The organism is Morganella sp. Je.2.23 (genome assembly GCF_051129855.1).
Classification (GTDB): domain Bacteria; phylum Pseudomonadota; class Gammaproteobacteria; order Enterobacterales; family Enterobacteriaceae; genus Morganella; species Morganella sibonii.
In genome coordinates, this window is the sequence record NZ_JBCPSQ010000002.1 from 72316 (window position 1) to 92533 (window position 20218).

Annotated in this window: 19 protein-coding genes and 1 other RNA gene; 8 read left to right on the forward strand and 12 right to left on the reverse strand. The window is 49.8% G+C overall.

Features of this window, described 5'->3' with window-relative positions; genetic code table 11:
* Positions 1-57: 57 nt before the first annotated feature.
* A complete protein-coding gene (gene elbB / locus AAZR23_RS10880) occupies positions 58-708 on the forward strand; it encodes an isoprenoid biosynthesis glyoxalase ElbB (protein WP_046892983.1) in 651 nt (216 codons plus the stop codon).
* Positions 709-714: 6 nt separating this feature from the next.
* A complete protein-coding gene (gene mtgA, locus AAZR23_RS10885) occupies positions 715-1437 on the forward strand; it encodes a monofunctional biosynthetic peptidoglycan transglycosylase (RefSeq protein ID WP_052926611.1) in 723 nt (240 codons plus the stop codon).
* 235 nt (positions 1438-1672) lie between these two features.
* Here the strand turns inward: mtgA and dolP are convergent, their stop codons facing one another.
* The 4 genes from dolP to AAZR23_RS10905 all read right to left on the reverse strand — a co-directional run bounded on the left by dolP (position 1673) and on the right by AAZR23_RS10905 (position 5101).
* Positions 1673-2245, reverse strand: a complete 573-nt coding sequence (gene dolP / locus AAZR23_RS10890; RefSeq protein ID WP_046892981.1) for a division/outer membrane stress-associated lipid-binding lipoprotein — start codon at positions 2243-2245, stop codon at positions 1673-1675.
* A gap of 9 nt (positions 2246-2254) precedes the next feature.
* Positions 2255-2845 carry a DnaA initiator-associating protein DiaA gene (diaA, locus tag AAZR23_RS10895; protein WP_025151814.1) on the reverse strand — a complete coding sequence of 197 codons (591 nt, stop codon included), beginning with the start codon at positions 2843-2845 and terminating at the stop codon, positions 2255-2257.
* Positions 2846-2878: 33 nt separating this feature from the next.
* Positions 2879-3241: a YraN family protein gene (locus AAZR23_RS10900; RefSeq protein ID WP_218426653.1), complete on the reverse strand. Its 363-nt coding sequence runs from the start codon at positions 3239-3241 to the stop codon at positions 2879-2881.
* Between the two features lie 78 nt (positions 3242-3319).
* On the reverse strand, positions 3320-5101 hold the full coding sequence (locus tag AAZR23_RS10905; RefSeq protein ID WP_434692554.1) for a penicillin-binding protein activator: 1782 nt from the start codon (positions 5099-5101) through the stop codon (positions 3320-3322).
* Positions 5102-5161: 60 nt separating this feature from the next.
* Here AAZR23_RS10905 and rsmI point away from each other — a divergent pair, with 60 nt between their 5' ends.
* Together rsmI and rnpB are read left to right on the forward strand one after the other, a co-directional pair.
* Positions 5162-6034: a 16S rRNA (cytidine(1402)-2'-O)-methyltransferase gene (rsmI, locus tag AAZR23_RS10910; protein ID WP_046892977.1), complete on the forward strand. Its 873-nt coding sequence runs from the start codon at positions 5162-5164 to the stop codon at positions 6032-6034.
* A gap of 76 nt (positions 6035-6110) precedes the next feature.
* An RNA gene (gene rnpB, locus AAZR23_RS10915) (RNase P RNA component class A) lies at positions 6111-6482 on the forward strand.
* A gap of 50 nt (positions 6483-6532) precedes the next feature.
* On the opposite strand, the gene AAZR23_RS10920 is transcribed toward rnpB, so the two are convergent.
* Complete coding sequence (locus tag AAZR23_RS10920) at positions 6533-7231, reverse strand: pirin family protein (RefSeq protein WP_218426649.1); 699 nt, start codon at positions 7229-7231, stop codon at positions 6533-6535.
* A 106-nt stretch (positions 7232-7337) separates the two neighbouring features.
* Here AAZR23_RS10920 and AAZR23_RS10925 point away from each other — a divergent pair, with 106 nt between their 5' ends.
* Positions 7338-8234 carry a LysR family transcriptional regulator gene (locus AAZR23_RS10925; protein ID WP_046892975.1) on the forward strand — a complete coding sequence of 299 codons (897 nt, stop codon included), beginning with the start codon at positions 7338-7340 and terminating at the stop codon, positions 8232-8234.
* A gap of 202 nt (positions 8235-8436) precedes the next feature.
* Positions 8437-9213, forward strand: coding sequence for a glycosyltransferase (locus tag AAZR23_RS10930; RefSeq protein WP_218426647.1), 777 nt, complete (start codon positions 8437-8439; stop codon positions 9211-9213).
* A 43-nt stretch (positions 9214-9256) separates the two neighbouring features.
* On the opposite strand, the gene AAZR23_RS10935 is transcribed toward AAZR23_RS10930, so the two are convergent.
* From AAZR23_RS10935 to AAZR23_RS10960, 6 genes are all read right to left on the reverse strand, one after another.
* Complete coding sequence (locus AAZR23_RS10935) at positions 9257-9643, reverse strand: DoxX family protein (RefSeq protein ID WP_166708524.1); 387 nt, start codon at positions 9641-9643, stop codon at positions 9257-9259.
* Positions 9644-9833: 190 nt separating this feature from the next.
* Complete coding sequence (locus tag AAZR23_RS10940) at positions 9834-10136, reverse strand: YqjK-like family protein (protein ID WP_046892973.1); 303 nt, start codon at positions 10134-10136, stop codon at positions 9834-9836.
* A complete protein-coding gene (locus tag AAZR23_RS10945) occupies positions 10129-10542 on the reverse strand; it encodes a phage holin family protein (protein ID WP_166708522.1) in 414 nt (137 codons plus the stop codon). The genes AAZR23_RS10940 and AAZR23_RS10945 overlap by 8 nt, the downstream gene beginning before the upstream one ends.
* Before the next feature lie 3 nt (positions 10543-10545).
* Entirely contained in the window at positions 10546-10848 is a 303-nt protein-coding gene (locus AAZR23_RS10950; protein ID WP_046892971.1) for a DUF883 family protein, read from the reverse strand.
* Between the two features lie 216 nt (positions 10849-11064).
* Positions 11065-11745 carry a DedA family protein gene (locus AAZR23_RS10955; RefSeq protein ID WP_046892970.1) on the reverse strand — a complete coding sequence of 227 codons (681 nt, stop codon included), beginning with the start codon at positions 11743-11745 and terminating at the stop codon, positions 11065-11067.
* Between the two features lie 263 nt (positions 11746-12008).
* Positions 12009-12959, reverse strand: a complete 951-nt coding sequence (locus tag AAZR23_RS10960; RefSeq protein WP_434692559.1) for a VirK/YbjX family protein — start codon at positions 12957-12959, stop codon at positions 12009-12011.
* Between the two features lie 751 nt (positions 12960-13710).
* Between AAZR23_RS10960 and AAZR23_RS10965 the strand changes: the two genes are divergently transcribed.
* Together AAZR23_RS10965 and AAZR23_RS10970 are read left to right on the forward strand one after the other, a co-directional pair.
* On the forward strand, positions 13711-15420 hold the full coding sequence (locus AAZR23_RS10965; RefSeq protein ID WP_107678661.1) for a pyridoxal phosphate-dependent decarboxylase family protein: 1710 nt from the start codon (positions 13711-13713) through the stop codon (positions 15418-15420).
* A gap of 377 nt (positions 15421-15797) precedes the next feature.
* Positions 15798-17114, forward strand: coding sequence for a sodium-dependent transporter (locus tag AAZR23_RS10970; RefSeq protein ID WP_166708519.1), 1317 nt, complete (start codon positions 15798-15800; stop codon positions 17112-17114).
* A 52-nt stretch (positions 17115-17166) separates the two neighbouring features.
* On the opposite strand, the gene AAZR23_RS10975 is transcribed toward AAZR23_RS10970, so the two are convergent.
* Positions 17167-19962, reverse strand: a complete 2796-nt coding sequence (locus AAZR23_RS10975) for an autotransporter outer membrane beta-barrel domain-containing protein (RefSeq protein ID WP_434692562.1) — start codon at positions 19960-19962, stop codon at positions 17167-17169.
* Positions 19963-20218: the final 256 nt, after the last annotated feature.

Below are 20218 nucleotides of genomic sequence, written 5' to 3' on the forward strand. Positions count from 1 at the left end.
ATTGGTGTTTGCACCTCTAAAGGGTTAAGCATTAACCTACTACAAAAGGAGTCAGATATGAAATCTGTTGGTATCGTTTTAAGCGGATGCGGTGTTTTCGACGGCAGTGAAATCCATGAATCCGTTCTTTCGCTGCTCAGTTTAACCCAATCCGGTGCACAGGTGTATTTTTTTGCACCTGATGAACCTCAACGCACTGTTATCAATCACCTTTCCGGTGAGGAAAAATCAGAGAAACGCAATATGCTGGAAGAGTCGGCGCGGATTTCCCGCGGGCAAATCCGTCCGCTGTCAGAAGCTGATGCATCACAGCTGGATGCGCTGATTGTTCCGGGCGGTTTTGGTGCGGCAAAAAATCTGTGTGATTTTGCAGAGAAAGGCGCCGCTTGTGAGATTAATAAGTATTTTTTATCATTATCACGTGAAATGTTGTCTCAGGGCAAACCGATGGGATTTATATGCATTGCACCGGTAATGATCCCGAAAATCGTTAATTCATCAGTTCAGCTTACGATTGGTAATGATTCTGATACGGCGGCAGCAATTGCGGAAATGGGCGGGGTGCATGTCAACTGCACAGTGGATAATATCGTCGTAGATGAAACGCATAAAATCGTGACGACCCCTGCTTATATGCTGGCTGAGAATATTGCACAGGCGCAGATCGGAATTGATAAACTGGTGAAGAAAGTACTTGAAATGGCCTGATAAAGAATGAGGGAAATGATGGGGAGGATATTACGATTTCTGCGGAAAATAGTTGTTTTTGTTATGTTGTTATGGGTAACAATGATAATTTTGTTCGCATTCCTCCCTGTTCCTTATTCCATGGTAATGCTGGAAAGACAGCTTTCGGCATGGTCAACATTCAATTTTTCTTATGTCGCCCGCAGTACATGGGTCAGCGGAGACGATATTTCACCGCGGATGAAGCTGGCGGTGATTGCGTCCGAGGATCAGAATTTCCCTGTTCATCATGGTTTTGATTTCGGCGCCATCTCCGATGCACTCTCAAAAAGCAGTAAGAAAGGCCATGCTGCACGCGGAGCATCCACACTGACCCAGCAGACGGTTAAGAATCTGTTCCTGTGGGACGGGCGCAGCTGGGTGCGTAAAGGGCTGGAAACGCTGCTGACGCCCGGTGTTGAGCTGGTCTGGTCAAAGTCACGTATTCTGACGGTCTATCTTAATATTGCGGAATTCGGGCCGGGCATTTTCGGTGCGGAAGCGGCGGCACAGCACTTTTTCGGTAAAAGCGCCAAAAATCTGACGGCTGCGGAAGCTGCATTACTGGCTGCTGTGCTGCCGAATCCTCACCGCCTGCATGCGGATAAACCCTCGGCATATCTTCGTCAGCGCCAGCAATGGATACTGCATCAGATGCAGTTACTGGGGGGAACAGAGTTCCTGAAGAAAAATAACCTGGATGATAATTAATCCGGGTATAATGAATTTATCTTATTGATTTGTTTTTATAAAAATCATAAGTAATTATGATTATGAGTATCGCCCTGGTTTTTCGCTATATTATTCTGATGATTTGTTATTTATTGATATATACTGAATTTTATCCGCCATCCGGGCGGGTGAGCGGATACCGGGCGGCCTGAGAGGCCATAAAAAAACCTGACATTAAGTCAGGTTTCTTATCGGTTTCCGAAAGCAGGCGGAATTAATTCAGCCAGGTAAAGGCTGTGGTGACTTTTTTGGCACCATCCGTTTCACTGGCAACTTTTGCCGCCGCTGCCCCTTCCTGGCGGGTAACCACCCCTAACAGGAAAATCTCGCCGTTTTCAGTGATCACTTTGATATTGGCGGATTTTACCGCATCACTGGTCAGCAGTTTGGAGCGGACTTTGGTGGTGATCCAGGCATCTTTCGATGCGGTACCCAAATCAATCGGCTCGCCCTGACGTACTTCGTTATACACCAGTTCAGTACCATCCACTTTAGCGGCAATCTCTTTTGCCCGCCGTGCCAGAGAGAGATCCGCAGACTGACCAATCAGCAGAACTTTTCCCTGATAAGCCACCGGAACAATCCGCTGCTGTTTGATATCTTTATCCTTATTGAGCTGGCCGCTGACACGTGCTTCGAGTGTACCGTCATCGACCTGTGTGCCGACAGAACGGGGGTCTGTGGCGGCTTTGGTTGCCACAGCCGCAGACCCGACAAGTGCTGCACCGATACATCCCTGTAACAGTAGTGCGCTGCAGATAAGTGCTGCCACTGGCACAATTCTCATAATATCTCCTTAGTCTTCCTGGTGGGGGAAAAGGGTATTGTCGATTAAATCACATAAACAATTCACCGTCAGCATATGTACTTCCTGTATGCGGACACTGTGCTGTGATGGTACGCGGATTTCCGCATCACGCGGACCCAGCAGACCGGCCAGCTCCCCGCCGTCGTAGCCGGTCAGGGCCACAATGGTCATATCGCGGGTTACCGCTGCCTCAACCGCTTTGATGATATTGCGGCTGTTGCCGTGGGTGGATATTGCCAGCAGCACATCACCGGTCTGGCCGATGGCGCGGACCTGTTTGGCATAAATTTCATCCTGCTGCCGGTTGGCGGCGATAGCGGTCATCACCACATTATCGGTATTCAGTGCCAGTGCCGGCAGGCTCGGGCGTTCGGTTTCAAACCGGTGGATCATACTGGTGGCGAAGCGCGAGGCTGTTGCCGCTGATCCTCCGTTCCCGCAGCAGAGGATTTTATTGCCGTTAAGTAACGACTGAACCATCATCAGAGCTGCCCGGGAAATGGCATCCGGCAGTGCTTCTGCGGCTGCAATCTGCGTCTGAATACTTTCAGTAAAACACTGTTTAATTCTGTCTAACACGTTAAGTCCTGCTATCAGCAACGGATGGCTGTATTAACAAAAATCGGTGTGACCAAAGGCATTTTTCAGCCAGTCGATATGGTCACCGGTTATTGCACAAATGTCAAAACGGCAGTCACAGGTCAGCATACTCAGTTGCTGCTGAGATAACCAGCAGGAAGCCGCATAAAGTAAGCGGCGCTGCTTGGCTCTGGTGACGCTTTCTGCTGCGCTGCCATAGTGTGCATTACGGCGGTAACGGACTTCGGTAAATACCCAGGTACCGTGATCCCGCATAATTAAATCGATTTCGCCCCGGCGGAAACGGACATTCCGTGCAACAAATGTCAGTCCCTGCTGTTCCAGCCAGCGCCGGGCAAACTGTTCATGACGGCGGCCTGTCAGCCATGTAAGCATAAATACATGTCCCTGTATGTTAATTATGCCAAAGGAAACAAAGGTGACATCCTGTCACCTTTAAAAATCAGACAAAGCTTAGTTCGCGGCATTCAGCGGGGTGAGATTCCCCTGCTTAAAGACCAGCCACGGCAGATGACGGTAAACGGTGCAGTTATCAGTGACAGTGATATCACCGCTGGCACCATTCATACGCAGAGTATGCCGCTGCATATCGCCGAACTGATTCGCCAGACGCCATGCGTCCATTCCCATCGCATAGAGGCGGACACGGGTATAGTCATTGCCGAATTTTCCGGCGGCCTGATTCAGTAACTGCGGATTTCCGCCCGCGATCAGCGGAATGTCCGTCAGTTTCAGACCTTCCATCTCAAACTGAAAATCTTTGCCTGTGCCTGCCTTATTGCTGCGTGAGCTGGCATAAAACGCCGGACGTCCGCGGGCACTGGTGGCGAACTCCAGCGTCGGTTTGATATAAATCAGCTGATCAGAGGTTGCGATAATATAGACGGAATCCACACCGCCGCTGACAGGCTGCGGCTGCGTTACAGAACCTTCCGGCTGTATCAGCGCGTCTTCAGGCTGCGATGCCTGCGGAGAGGATGGCTGCACCGGTACGCCGGTCAGTGACAGTGAGCTGCCCGGATTGCCGGAGAAAGTCTGGTGAAGCACCACACCGCCGCCGTTTTTCTGCCACTCATCGGCAAAGCTTTGTGCGATCCGGCGGCCGAAGTTGTTGTCCGGTGTCAGTACCAGCGGCGCGGTTTTATTATCCTGGCGGATAAACTGCGCGGCGTTGCGGGCTTCATCTTCCGGTGAAAGCGAGAAGTAGCACACATTAGGACGGGCAATTGGTGTATCTAATTCATTGAGCGCCAGAATGTTCAGCGGCGTATTGGCAGCGGCCAGTGTCGCCACATCCCCTTTGAGCAGCGGTCCGACAATCAGATCCATACCGTCAGCCTGTGCCTGTGCCAGCAGAGTTGCCAGCGGCTTGCTGTCGGTATCGTAGACTTTCACATCGGTGACTGTGCGGGATTCAGCGCTGTACGGCCGTGCCTGAGGGGCTGTGACCGGGCTTGCGGCGGTCATGCCGTCAGTGCTGCTGTCATTTGACGGTGCGCCGTTGACCGTATCCGGGGTGGTGATGTCTTTATCCGGATCTGCCGGGCTGAGGGTGGTCTGTACCGGAACCGGGCCGGTATCGTCCTGCGGTGCGGCGGAAATATCAGCCGCCGGGTAACCGGAGCTGTATACCGCACCGTTCTGTGCATCGGTAAAGCCCTGACGGATAGCATCACCCATCAGTTTCGCCTGACCACTCAGCGGCAGGAACAGCGCCACACGGGCGTTTTTACCGGTCTGACCATAGGTACTGCTCAGGGTCTGGACAAGATCCTGCGGCAGGGATTTGGCCGCCGGGTTATCCGGATAGCGGATTTGCCAGTCGCCGAGGGCGGCGGAAAGTGCTTTCAGATCCTGCAGGTTGTTCTGATACAGAATCAGCAGGTCAATCCAGCCCTGTAATACGCTCTCATCAGCGTTAACCTGAATGTTATTGCGCTCTTCAGGGGTAAAACGTGTTAGCATCAGCCAGGTTTCATCAATATTCTGCTGATGTGCATCCGGATCAGAGAGCAGCGGCTCCTGAGCGATGTAAGTACGGATAGCGTCCGCAGACGGTTTTCCGGCGGCCGCATCAATCACCTTCTGATATTGCTGAACCAGTGTTTCCGGCTGGCCTTTGCCGGCTGTGCCCGCATGCTGATTATTGAGTGTACATCCTGAGATCATCAGTGCGGAAAAGAGTGCGGCACAAAGTAATTGTCTGCGGTAACGCGATAAAGTTAAGGAAAACATACTGTACCCGGTTATAGTTTTCTGAAAGCTCAATTCTAATGTGATCATCTGGACGAAACAATGAATCAACCTAATCAAGCTGTGGTTGCGGCAGCGACACTTTATGTTGTGCCGACACCGATCGGTAATCTGAATGACATCACAGCACGCGCTCTCGACGTGCTGACGAATGTCGATCTGATTGCAGCGGAAGATACCCGGCATACCGGCTTGTTACTTTCTCACTTCGGTATTAATAACCGGCTGTTTGCGCTGCATGATCATAATGAACAGTATAAAGCAGATCAATTAATTACCAAATTACAGTCCGGGGTCAGTATCGCATTAGTGTCCGATGCAGGTACACCTTTAATTAACGATCCCGGTTACCATCTGGTCCGGCGTGCCCGTGATGCGGGGATTACCGTGATCCCGCTGCCCGGTGCCTGTGCCGCCGTCACGGCGCTCAGTGCGGCCGGTCTGCCGTCTGACCGTTTTTGTTACGAAGGGTTTCTGCCGGCCAAAAGTAAAAGCCGTCAGGATACACTGCGGGCGCTGGCCGATGAGCCGCGGACCCTGATTTTCTATGAATCCACGCACCGGGTTCTGGATACACTGGCCGATATGGTCACCGTCTGGGGTGAAGATCGCTATGTGGTTCTGGCGCGGGAACTGACCAAAACCTGGGAGTCGATTCAGGGGAAACCGGTCGGGGAACTGCTGGCCTGGGTTCTGGAAGACGAAAACCGCCGCAAAGGGGAGATGGTGCTGATTGCGGAGGGTGCAAAACCGGTTCAGGATGAGGAATTCAGCCCGGAAATTCTGCGTGCGCTGGCGATTGTGCAGAAAGAACTGCCGCCGAAAAAAGCGGCTGCGGTAGTGGCCGAGTTATACGGCGTGAAGAAAAACGCCCTTTACCGTTACACTCTGGACGGGAATTCCGCCGCAGAGTGATGCATTTCCCGCCATCCGGCCTTCCGGGGCGGAGTTATTCTGTACATCCGCAGGAAAGCTGCTTATAATCCGCAGCGGAGTCAGCCAGGCAATCGCTGCTTTATCGTTGTCCCTTCGGGAGACGGGTAAAGGGGAGGAAAGTCCGGGCTCCGCAGGGCAGGGTGCCAGATAACGTCTGGGAGGCGCGAGCCTACGACCAGTGCAACAGAGAGCAAACCGCCGATGGCCCGCAAGGGCACAGGTAAGGGTGAAAGGGTGCGGTAAGAGCGCACCGCGCGGCTGGTAACAGTCCGTGGCACGGTAAACTCCACCCGGAGCAAGGCCAAATAGGGGTTCACATGGTGCGGCCCGCACTGAACCCGGGTAGGCTGCTTGAGCCAGTGCGTGAGTGCTGGCCCAGAGGAATGATTGTCCACGACAGAACCCGGCTTAACGGCTGACTCCTCACTATCACAACCCCGCGTCTGACGCGGGGTTGTTTCATTTCAGAGCGGTATATCAGGTCAGAATATCGATAAGCAGTGCCCGGCACGGCGTTTTTGCCTGAAAGGTCACTTCCCGGCTTTCCTGAATAAACGCGCCGTCCCCGCACTCAATTACCCCCTGTTTTTGCCCGTCATCCGCCGTCACGGTGCCGTGAACCGACTGATAAAAAGCCCGCTTGCCGTACAGCGGCAGTGTCAGGGATTCTCCGGCGGAGAGCATCAGATGAGAAATTCTCACGCCCTGCTGCAAATCAATACTGCCGTTTTCACCGTCCGGTGAGGCAATCAGCTGCGCCGGTTGTTGTGTCAGCACCAGTTTTTGTGAACTGCCGCGCAGGCTGCCGCGTGCGGCTTTCAGCCAGATCTGAATCCGGGTCAGCGGTGACTGCTCACAGGGATTGGTTTCCGTGTAGCTGATATCTTTACGCGGCGAGAAAAACAGACATTCATCCTGCCTGCTCTCCAGATAAAGTCCGTCATTATCATGAATATCGTGCTTCCCTCTGAGGATCAGGTTTACAATATCCACATCGGGATAGGATTTGGGCTGGAAACCGGCACCGGGAGCCAGCACTTCCTGATTCAGTGCTTTCAGCGGGCCGTACCCCAGAAATGCAGGGTCAAAGTAATGCCCGAAAGAGAATGCGTATTTCGCCTGTAACCAGCCATAGTCGGCGGACCCGGCCTGTCCGGCGGTTCTGTGTATAATCATAATGGTCTGCCTGTTGTTAAACATAGTGAAATAATAAAGGGCTGGACGCTGAATTGTTAGCCAGTTAATCTGGTGGCGACATTCAAAATTTCTGACTGAGATAATGATGAGTAAAGACAAAGCGTTAACGCTGGAATCATTGCGCGTGATGGATGCCATCGACCGCCGCGGGAGCTTCGCGGCGGCGGCGGAAGAACTGGGACGTGTACCGTCCGCACTGAGCTATACCATGCAGAAACTGGAAGAAGAGCTGGATGTTGTTCTGTTTGACCGCTCGGGTCACCGGACAAAATTCACCAATGTCGGGCGGATGCTGCTGGAACGCGGCCGCCTGCTGCTGGAAGCGGCGGATAAACTGACCAGTGATGCGGAAGCGCTGGCAAGAGGCTGGGAGCCGCATCTGACGATTGTCTGTGAAGCACTGATCCCGACGGCCTCTCTGTTCCCGCTGGTGGATAAACTGGCGCAGAAATCCACCACTCAGCTGACACTGGCCACTGAAGTGCTTGCCGGTGCCTGGGAACGGCTGGAAACCGGACGTGCTGATATTGTGATTGCGCCGGATATGCATTTCCGTACCTCCTCTGAAATCAACTCCCGCCCGCTTTATTCCGTGGTGAACGTATACGTGGCAGCGCCTGATCATCCGATCCACAAAGAGCCTGAACCATTATCCGATACCACCCGTGTGAAATACCGCGGAATTGCCGTGGCGGATACCGCCCGTGAACGGCCGGTACTCACGGTATTACTGCTGGATAAACAGCAGCGCCTGACGGTCAGTTCCATTGATGATAAACGGCGTGCTCTGCTGGCGGGGCTGGGAGTGGCGAGTATGCCGTACCCGCTGGTGGAAAAAGATATCCTGGAAGGCCGCCTGAAAGTGATCGGCTCTGAATACAGTCACGAAACCAATGTTATTATGGCGTGGCGCCGCGACAGCATGGGGGAAGCCAAAGCCTGGTGTCTGCGGGAAATTCCGAAATTATTCAGCGGAAAATAAAACGCTGATATCCCTGAATTATTATCTGATACCCGCTCTGTTATCTATGGCGGGTATTTTTTTGTGCCGGAGGCTTGTTGCGGTATTTGCCGTAAAATACGTATATTGATAATAGGAACAACAGCGATTGACGGAAACTATTCATCCGTTACCCTTTACCGGATATTAACCGGCGTTTATCAGTGTATTTGCAGGAGGCAACGTGGATCTGAAGCGGTTTATGTCGGATGCGGATTTTGCATTCGATCATGGCTTTATTGAAAAAGTGATTTATATTAACCTGAAATCCAGACCTGACCGTGATGACGATATTCTCGGTGTTCTGGAGAAAATAGAAATTCCTTACCGCAAAATTATCCGCTTCGATGCTATTGAAAAGACTCCGGGATTTCTGGGATGTGCGCTTTCTCATGCAGCGGTGATGAAGATGATCGCTGAAAATGGTTGGGGGCCGGTATTGGTTATCGAGGATGACAGTGATTTTTATTGTGATGATGAACATATCCGGCAGGCTAATCTCTTTTTATCCGCGCTTCATAAAAGAGAGTGGGATGTCGCATTATTGGGCGGAAATTATTTCAGTGCTTTTGAACACGAACCGGAAAACTGTTTACTCAGTCTGAAATATGCCTTTTGTGCCAACACTTATATTGTTAATCGTGGTTATGCGGAAAAAATGATGCATGTCTTTGAGAAATCAGTTCACCTGATTACTGCAAACGGCGAACCGGATGAATCAAAAAGTATTGATGTTATCTGGCATGACCTGATGGAAAAAGATAACTGGTTTGGTTTGTATCCGTGTATCGCTTATCAGACAAAAGGATTTTCTGATATTCGTGGCGGGCCGATGGATTATGAATTCTTATTTAATAAACCGCTGTCAGACCTGACATTTTTTACCCGCGACGGCAGGATGAAACCCAGAGTAACAGAACAGGAAACACAAAAAGAAACATCCGCCGGAGCGGATGTTTAATAAAATTATTATTATATTGCTGTGTGGCTTTGCCTGAATGATATTACCATTTCTTTTTCAGTAAATAATCGATACTGAATTTACCCGGGCCGGTTACAGCCAGCAGCAGATAACCGCCTGCAATGGTAAAGTTTTTCATAAACATTAACTGGTTGGCACCTTCCGCAAAATTACTGTGGAACAGCAGGGCGGTCAGTGCGGTAAAACCAAAGGTGAAAATTGCGGTTGTCCGGGTTAAGAAACCGAACAGGACAGCCAGACCGCCACCCAGTTCCAGCAGAATGGTTAACGGCAGTAATGCCCCCGGAACACCCATTGCCAGCATATATTGCTGAGTTCCTGCATAAGCATCTCCCAGTTTGCCGTATCCGGCCACAATAAATAAGACAGGCATCATGATACGTGCGACTAAAATAGCGTAGTTGTTCATTGTGAGATCCTTATTAGCTCAACAATACTGAGTAGTAAATATGAAGACTGAGTCACATATTCTTTTGTCTGAATGGCACGATATGCCAATCTGTTTCGTTGAGATAATAGTAAAGGCGAATGAGAAAGATTGTTAGCAAGAATTCTTCATAAACAACGTCAAAAATTTTGAATTCGGGTACCCGGCGGGATCAATGCTGCTTATTACGGGGAAAACTATTCTGAAGTGTGCGGAAAACGCCCCACAGCCCAAGGGCGCGCTGCCCCCAGCGTACGAGCTTTTTCGGGTGACGGACAGATAAAACAGAAATCAGACTGACGCCGGCAACAACCAGCGGGCGCAGCTGTGATAATGTCTGCCATGTGCGATCGAACGATTCGGTTTTTTTCAGCCACTGATCAGCGGCCTGTGATAAATCGCTGCGCTGGGCAGCGATGGTGTCAATCAGCGCTTGTTTGTTGCGGGCGCGCTCAGCACGGCGGTGTTTATTCATGATCCTGTTCCTGCTTTTTTCTTTCCAGCTGCTGCCTGTCGATAGCCAGCTGTTCGCGGGTCGCCCCGAGCAGTGATGAACGGCGGGCTTTACGGACGGCCCACAGCGCAAAAATCAGCGCTCCGCCGAGCAGAACAGCGGTCATGATAATCATCGCAGTCAGACGGTACACAGGATCAACCGCCCACATGACCAGAATCATCAGGCTCATCAGCCCGAACGCGGTCAGCAGAAGGGCCGTACCGGCCAGCAGAATCAATTGGATCAGAGTAGACTTCTCTTCCTCCAGCTCGGTGGCAACAAGCCTGAGCCGGGTTTCAGCCATACTGATCACAATGGCGGCGATACGTGTCAGTGTATCGAGGAGCCCTTTACCGGGCCCCTGCGGACGCTCCTGGTCTGCCATAACTCAGCGGCGGGCCAGTAAAACGCCTAACACCACACCGACAGCCGCACCGATACCGATACCGGTCCACGGATTTTCCCGTACATAATTATCGGCTTTTCCGGCGATTTCTTTTGTCTGCTGCACAACCTGCTCTTTACCTTCCGCCAGGCGGGAACGGGAGTTTTCCAGCGCGGCCTGTGCTTTTTTCTTCAGCGAATCCACTTCTTCTTTGGATTTGCTTTCTGCTGTGTTCAGCACAGATTCCAGGGTGTCAGCTAATGATTTCAGTTCTGCACGTAAATCTTCATTTGTATGATGTGACATAGGAACTCCTCGTGGTGGTTATACCGTAACAAGTTAAAGTAACTGCTTTTTACCGGTGATTAAAGGTAAATTATAGTTTATTTTCCGGTATCTTTCTGCACATTACGGGTGCCGGTGGCGGAATTCAGAGGAAATGACGCTGAAATGGCGGGCGGGAAGAGAAAGTGTCCCGGCCGGCTGCTGTAATTGCACCGGCCGGAAAAATAGTCTGAGAAGTTATTGTGCGTGAGTATCGTCAGCCGGTTTTGTCCGCTTGCGTTTCCACACCACCCACAGGCTGGCGATCAGACCGCAGACCAGCAGAACGACCGGGATAAGCATCAGAATATTCATCAGATGATGCTCATATTTGCGGAAAATCGGGCTGATACCGAGGCAGTAACCAAGGGAGGTTAAAATACCGACCCACAGGAAGCCGCTCAGCCAGTTGAAAAACTGAAAACGGCGGGAATTCAGACCGGCTATCCCTGCCAGCATCGGCAGCAGAGTGCGGACAAAGGCCAGAAAACGACCGACTAACAGTGCCGCAAGGCCGTGGCGGTGAAATAAACTGTGCGCCCGCTGATGATAATGCGGCGGCAGATGAGACAGCCAGCCCTTTACAACTTTGGTATTACTGAGCCAGCGTCCCTGAAGATACCCCACCCAGCAGCCGAGACTGGCACCGGCGGTGAGAACAATCAGGGTTGTCGGGAAATCCAGTGTATCTTTGGCAATCAGAACCCCGACAAGAATCAGGAGACTGTCACCGGGTAAAAATGCAGCAGGAAGCAGGCCGTTTTCCAGGAAGAGAATGGCAAACAGCATAATGTAAATCGCCCACAGCAGGGACGGGTTTGACAGGGTTTCATAGTCCTGGTGCCAGAGGGCAAAAAAAAGTTGCTGCATTGTTTCCATCAATTATTCCCGGATCTGAAGTAAGCTTATTTCATGTTATGGGGCATTTTTGCGGATATAGCCGGAACCCCTGATATATACATCGGTAAATCCGGCCACTTTAGCAAATTAGAGGTAGCGGAGACAGTGAATTTTTTCCGGTTCCCTGAAACAATATTAAGATTAAATTCAGTCTTTTGCAGATTATATTTTACGGAAAATCAATAAGTTCTGTAATGAAATGTCAATTGCCGGTCAAACCTGCTGTAAATGAACGACTTTTCTTAAATAATATGATGTTGAACATCTGTTTTATTTTCCGTCTGCGGCAGTTGCAGGCGTTCACTGACGCTTTGTGCCACATCATCCAGTAACTGATAACGGCGCCGGTATTCGGCGCGTTTTTTACTGGCTATTTCATCAACAGGCTTACGCGGCAGAGTCAGCGGTAATATATATTCCTGCTGCGGATTGGCGGTGCCGCCGACAGATTCCCAGAACGCATTATAATCGGCCACCCATTGTGTCAGTTTTTTATGGCGGTAGCGGCGGCTGCGGTAAATATGCGTCTCGTTGCTGGAAGCAATAATTTGCTGACACTGAAACAGTGACGCGATAAGACACATTACTTCCGTCAGAATACGTTTGGGGAATACGCCGTGGCAGTTTTTGGTGGCCGAGCGGATAGCACCGTGAGCCTGCTCACTGACACCGCCCTGGAGTGCGCCGATAAACAGCGTCCGCTTTTCATCCAGGTTCAGCAGGGTAAATGCACTGCGGGCCAGGATCTCACCGGCGTCATCCCGCATCTCCAGCGTCAGTTCACCCTCTTTGTTAAAAGCATCCTGCACATCCAGCCAGAGGTGGGAAAGACCCTCTTTTCCTTCAACCGGGCAGAGATAAAAACGCTCATTACTGTAGATTTGGCTGAATATTTCCGGCGGCAGAACGGCTTTGGTGATCCGGTAGTGGTCACAAATCGCCGCTGATTTGTTTTTCCGGTGAAAATTAATACTCAGATACGGACGCTGTAATTTGGTCGGCAGCAGCGGCTGCTTTTTCAGAATCGCGTCACAGCAGGCAGTATCTGTCAGGCCGGACAGGTATTTCACGGTGGACAGCGGCATAAACAGGCTGCGTGCCGCGAATTTAAAGCGGTTACGGGCGGAATCCCAGTGCATACCGGGACAGCATTCTTTGGTGAGTAGTTGTTTAAATAATTGGAGGCCGGACATAGTGGTGCCTTTGATAAATGAAATTATTACACATTGAAACAATCCACTCAGTTTAACGGCAGAATAAAGATAAAAATTAAAGAAAGCTTATCGCCTGACCGCGGGCTTAGCTAAATGTAAGGATTTCAGGGAGAAAACCAGCAGTCACAAAATCACAACAACCGGCGAAACAATAGTCAATTAATTATATAAAAATAATATTAATATTTAAAATCAATCTGTTAGTGATATATTTCATGCCACGGACAGAAAATCGTTCGTCAGCATTCATTAGTTATATTCAGGGTGTTTTTATTATCCGGCAGTATTTTATTTGGCGGGAGAAGTGAACGACTACGGAAAACGCAAAAAACAGCAAAATAGCCGTAATTTTTCAGCAGAAGGAAAATAACAGCAGAATATGATTGAGTAATAAAATTAAACAATAAGTCATTAGCCATCACCTCAGTGTTGTTAATAAATTGTGTTTTACATTATTTTACGGAATAAAAAACTGGATATTTGCGTTGTAAGTAAACTTAAAAACTGATTTTTATTTATTTTGCAGAGTAAAAATTTGTGATCGCGGCGTCATTTTTCAAAAAAATTTAGTGATTCAAAAAGGATGGTTGTTTTTGTAATTAATTGATTTTATTTATTTTATTATATATTTGTTACTGTGATTTATAGTTAGGCAATCATTTAAATAGCAATGATTTTAGCGCAAAATAATGACATTACCTCAGTGTAATTTACTATTTTGGAGCTCATTGTGAATCAGTCAGAACTTATCACGCTCGCGTCCGCGAATGCGTTAAATAAAGATTTCGACGTTAAATACCAAAACGTCATCAGTGATTTCTTCAGCCGGGACCCCGGTAAATGGCCGATTTTTAATCATCCGCAAATTCAGGCGATTACTCAGTTTCGTCAGACTACCGAAGCCGATATGCAGCAGATAAACCGCTACCCGCAGGGTAAGGATCTTTTTGCTCAGCTGGCCGGTGAGTCTCATGTGCGTCAGAACGTGATCCGTCCGGGGGAAGGGCAGGATAATTTGCTGGTGTTTGCTTCCGCGCTGTGTAAAAACTGGGAAAACCCGCTGGCGGTGGAAAACGTTATCGCCATGCCGTCAGACCCGGCGGTTTATGGTTCGATGCTGGGATTACTGGGTAACCCGAATATGGTGTACTGCGAGTACTCCGGCGTGGCGGATAACATGGAAAAAACTGTTATCCGGAAAGTCGCCAATCTGATTGGTTATGATGCGGACAAAGCCTCAGGTCTGTTCACCCAGGGTGGGACAATGTGTAACCTGTACGGCTATCTGTTCGGGATACGAAAATCACTGAAGCAGTCAAAACACCTTGGTATGTCCGTTGATCAGGATTTCCGGATCATCAACTCGCAGGGCGGTCACTACTCCAATATGACTAACCTGTCCCTGTTAGGGGTGGATATTACCAATAAAACAATCCGTATCCGTGTTGCATCGGATAATACTATTGATCTTGCAGATCTGGAGCAGCAAATCCGCGCCTGCTATACCGTTCACTGTAAGATTCCGGTGATCCTGCTGACTGCGGGGACAACAGATACCTTTGGTGTGGATGAAATCAAACAGGTTTATGATCTGCGCAACCGTCTGTGCGAAGAATTTGAAATCACCGAAAAACCGCATATTCATGTGGATGCGGCGGTCGGCTGGCCGATTATTTTCTTTATTGATTATGATTTTGCCGCTAACCCGCTGGCGATTAACGATGCCACCCTGGCCGGTCTGCGCCATAATGTGGCTAAATTCAAGCAGCTGAAATATGCGGATTCCATTACTATCGATTTCCACAAATGGGGTTATGTACCGTATACCTCCAGTCTTGTGATGGTGCGTGACGGTGATGATTTCAAAGCACTGGAAAATGATCCCGAAAACTTCACCTATTTTGAGCATGCGCTGGAAGGGCAGACTCACCTGCAATCCACCATTGAATGCAGCCGCAGTGGTGTCGGCGTATTCGGTGCGTATGCAGGGTTACATTATCTGGGGATTGAAGGTTATCAGACCATCATTGCGCACTGTCTGCAAAATGCGAACTACATGCGCAACCAGCTGTTGTCCATGGGAAATGCCTGTGTGATGGCGCCGGAAAATCAGGGGCCGAGTGTCGGTTTCCGTCTCTATTCACCGAAACTGGTGAATGATCCGCAGGCCATGTTTGAGCATGAACTGACCTGTGCCGGGGATAAAACAGCCTATGACATGATGGTGCGTAACAGCCGCTGGCACCGCGAATTATTCCTGAAACGCGGCAAAGCGGGTCTGTTTACCAACTGGGTGGACTCTATCGCCTGTTCGGCCTATGCAGAACATAACCGGTTTGCCTATATCCCCGGGGAAAAAGCGGTCTTTATGAACCCGGTTACGCAGCGTCACCACATCGATGCATTTGCAAAAATGCTTAAAACCATGAGTGCAGAATAAAAAAAGGATGTTTTTTTCTTTTCTGTTTGTGGTATAAGAGAAAAAGAGCGTCACGGCAGTGTCTTATACCGGCACTGTCAGTGAGGCAAAAATTAACGATTTTCAGAGAAGAGTAAACCGATGAACTGCATGATGAACCGTCAGCTAAGCCTAAACCTACTACTCAGTTAGGTGGCTTCGTTTATCTGTTTTTCTTCATAAGCCACCAGTAAGGTGGCTTTTTTGTGTGTATAAACCTGCTGGTGGAACTGTTTTATTTTCGGGAGAGTTCCTATGATGTCAGGTTTTACCGCAAGGATTAATATCAGCGTAATTTCACGATCGGTCTGCTGTTCTGACGCCGCTTCTGTCTCTCAGATGACACCGCAGGAGGCCGTATGAGTCAGCAATGGACATCCCGCTTCGGTCATATCCTGGCAGCAGCCGGATCGGCTATCGGTATCGGCGCTATCTGGAAATTTTCGTATGTTGCCGCCAATAACGGCGGTGGTGCCTTCCTGGTGGTTTTCCTCTTATTCAGCTTTATTATCGGTCTCGCGGTATTACTGGCTGAAAATATCCTCGGCAGCAGCACCCGTTCCGAAGCCGTCAGTGCCTTCAAAAAAATGATGGGACGTCACTGGGCGTGGATCGGGGTGATCGGTGTATTCAGTTCCTGGTGTATTTACAGTTTTTACAGCGTGGTCGGCGGCTGGACTATCGGTTATACGGTGATGGCCGCTGCCGGTGAGCTGAATATTACCGACAGCAGCCAGCTGACCGGCATTTTCACCCGCTTTATCAGTAACCCGTGGTGGCCGGTGATTGCTCATCTGGTGTTTGCCGGGATAACCTGTTTTGTGGTCCTGGCCGGGGTTCAGCGCGGGCTGGAAAAATCCGTGAAAGTGATGATGCCGTTACTGTTTATTATTATGATCGTGCTGATTATCGTCGGGATAAGTTTACCGGGATCATCAGCGGGACTGAAAATGTTCCTGTATCCGGATTTCAGTAAACTGACCGGCAAAGGCGTGCTGGATGCGCTGGGTCTGGCGTTCTTCTCCCTCTCTATCGGGCTGGGTATCCACATTACGTACAGTGCGTATTTAACCGATAACAAAAGTATTGCCAATTCCAGCATGTGGGTGGTGATCCTCTCCTGTATGGTGTGTGTGCTGGCCGGTCTGATGATTTTCCCTGCATTATCGGCAGCGGGTCTGGAAGCGAATGCGGGGCCGGGTCTGACCTTTATGACCATGCCGGTGTATTTTGCCCATTTGCCGGGCGGCGCGGTGCTGGCGGTGACGTTCTTTGTGCTGTTGCTGATGGCGGCTCTGACATCCGCTATCTCCCTGCTGGAGCATATTGTGGCTTATGTTCAGATGCGTTTTCAGTGGACACGCCGCAGGGCGGGGCTGGTGGTGACTGCGTCAATTATGCTGATGGGTATTCCGGTATCCTTATCTTTCGGGCCGTTAAGTGATGTGACGTTCGGCGGAAAAACGATTTTTGATATCCTCGATTACCTGACGTCCAATATCCTGATGCCGTTGTTCGGTATTGCGGTCTGCCTGATTTTCGGCTGGTCGCGCAAAGCGAACGCCCTGATCCCGGAAAACATTACCGGACTGAAGCGTCAGAGTTTATTGCTGGTCTGGCGTTATGTGGGACCTATCTGTATCGGTGTGATTCTGGTACACGGGCTGATCAGTTAATAACAGATAAAAAACCGGCCTGCATATGCAGGCCGTTTTGCTTTCCGTTTTATCAGAACCGGTAATTTACACCCAGGAAGCCGCTGTACGGTGTTTCCTGTTTACTGCCGTTGGCGTAGTTGAATTCACCGTAGACAGCCCAGTTATTATTCAGTTTTGCATCAACACCAATACCGTACTTCCCGGTCGTGCCGGACATATCATTGGTCCGTTTTCCCTGCTTGTTCAGCTCCACATCCCCGTTTTTCAGGAATTCATGATTCACTGCCACACGGAGATACGGTTTGAGTTGTGCGCCGTTTTCCAGAACAAAATTTTTCCCGAAAGTGGCACCCAGCTCACCGCTGAATGACCGGGCGGCATCGGCTTTGATGCTCATCTCATTACTGTAGCGGTAATCCGCGCCCTGGCCGCGGAAGGCGGCAACCATGGCATACGGTTCGATAAAGTAATTCTCTTTTTCGAAGTACTTACCGGTTTCAACCGAGAAGCCGATGCCGTTGGTGTTACTGCTGGCGGAGGTTTTTCCTTCATTAAAACTGGCGTCATAATCACTGCGGAAATGGTTGGCTTTCACCACGCCATCCACATAGATGCCGGATTTGTGCTGCCAGGTGGTGTAAACCCCGAGGCTGTAGCTGTTGATCGTACCGTCGTTTTTATCCATCTTCAGCGAAGAATGAGAATATCCCGCGACAATCCCGCTCCAGAGATCGCCGTTTTCCAGCTCCGTCATTTTGTCACCACCGGCAACAATCCCGCTGATATCATGACGGTAAGCGACTTCATTGTTACTGATATTGTGACGCCCGCCGGTGACCTTTGACCAGACACCGAGATTTACCTGCGGATTATTGCGCAGCTCACCGAGACGGGCGCGCAGTGTGCTCAGTTCACTCCGCCAGATCTGCGGCAGGGCGTTGGCAATCATCATTGCGGTTTTACTTGGCTCAGAGAGATCCGGCAGTTCAGGTTCTGGTTTGGGCTCAGGTTTCGGATCCACGGGATTAACGGGGTCAACCGGATCCACCGGGTCAACCGGATCTACAGGGTCAACCGGATCTACAGGGTCTACCGGCGGAGTCTCTTTGGTAGGTGACAGATACCATTCATCAGCTGAATCTTTATCCTGCACCAGATAATATTTATACGCCCCGAGATCCACACTCTTATTGGTCATGGTAAAGGTGTCGTTCTGACTGCCCGCGGCGTGGATCAGATGATAGCGATCCGGATCGGTGGTATTACTGACCAGCGCTTTACCGGAATCCATCACACGGACACCAAACTTACCGTCTGTTTTATCCGAGACACTGAGGAAATCCCCGCTGCCGTCCGCCAGGCTGGTATTCATCACAAACAGGCCGTTACCGGAGAGTTCTTTGATACTGAGCTGGCTGTTACGGCCGGTATTGCTGCTGCCGGGCTCACCGAAGACGGCGACACCGTTGTTCACCAGGTTATCGATAGTGACAACGGATTCACTGGTATCACCGTTATGGCGGATATAGAGATAGGCATTATCACCGGTCAGATTCACCTTCTGAGCATACGAGCCTTTGCCGAAGTTGCCGAGCCACGGATGCTGATCCCCGCCTTCCATCACCAGAGAGCCGTCTTCCACATCCAGGTTATAGAAGGAGTAAGCACCGTAATCGAGGATGGTTTGTCCGCCGTTGCGGATGGTGGTGCCTTCTGTGCCGCCGTAAGCCAGAACATGCTGAATACCGCCGTCAACCAGAGTGGTGGCCGCTTCTGCATATTTGCCGACAAGCTGAAGCCCGTCTTTATAAATCGTGGTATCAGAGGCTTTACCGTTCAGCCCGACATTCTGAATACCGCCTGCCATAACCTGTGTATTAACAGCTGTCGGATCATCGCCCCATTTTGCATCAGGATTGCTGTTCTCAACCCACTGACCGTTTTCCCAGTCCCCGCTGTGGTTTGTTACCAGTTGCTGACCATACACCACGGTATCCTCAACCGTCCCGGAGCGTACCCGCTGTGTGCCGCCTGCATAGATTGTGGTGTTTTTGGCGCCGGTACGGTCATTGACATAGACAGACTGATAGCCGCCGTCATAGATATAGTTATTCAGTGCCAGCCCGGAAACCGCGTGATAGCTTCCTGCACCGGTAATATAGTTATTGGTGGCAGTGCCGCTGTCCTGTGTATAGGTACCGCCATTCTGAATAATGGTATTTTGGGTTTCTGCATACTGCTCACCGACAGGGATATAAAGCTCACCGCCATCGATCAGGGTATTTTCAGCATAAGCGTTATAGCCGACAGTCAGCTTACCGTCTTTATTTACACGGGTATTATAAGCGGATACCCGCTGTTTGGTGTCAGAGGCAGTGCGCAACTCCATCACACCGAAAGCATCCACGGTAGTGTTATAGGAAGTTGTGCCGTTATACATTTGCAGGTTAGCGACGTGTTTTGCATCAATGCCTTTCAGCGTAATACCGATAACACTGCTGTTATCAAAGGGAGTTCTTCTGAGCGAATCACCCAGTTCGGTCGTTGAGTGCCCGATGGTTGTGCCGATCAGGTGGGTGTCATCCTTAAATATAACATTCGGCTTTTTTGCTGCTGAGTAATTGATATCTATTCCGGTCAGGTATTTATAACCTTCAACCGTGAATCCGGCTCCGGCACTGACGTCCGCCAGTACATCAGCATCCGCATTGGTATAGTTACCGCTTTTTTTAATGTCATTAATACGCGTTGATTCATCGCTGAAGGTAAATTCAGGAATCGGCTCAGGTGTTACAGCATAACCGGCAGAGGCATACGATATCCCCATTGCGGAAAGTATCAGAAAGGAGAGTTTATTGAGTTTCATTTTTTTGCCCGTGGTGATTTTGTAATAAGACGTCAAAATTCGTGTTATTTATTTAATAAATAAAAGAAAAAAAATTTATGCGGGGGCGGAAAGAGAATAACGTGATCCTAGGATTTTAGATAAGATGAGTCAATGCAGGGGATTTCGGGAAATTTAAGAATGTCTGCGATGCTGCTTTTTTGCACAAAAAAGAGTAAGAAGGATGAAAATGAAATGATTGTTTCAGGTGATCATCACTATTAAAACGAATAATAAA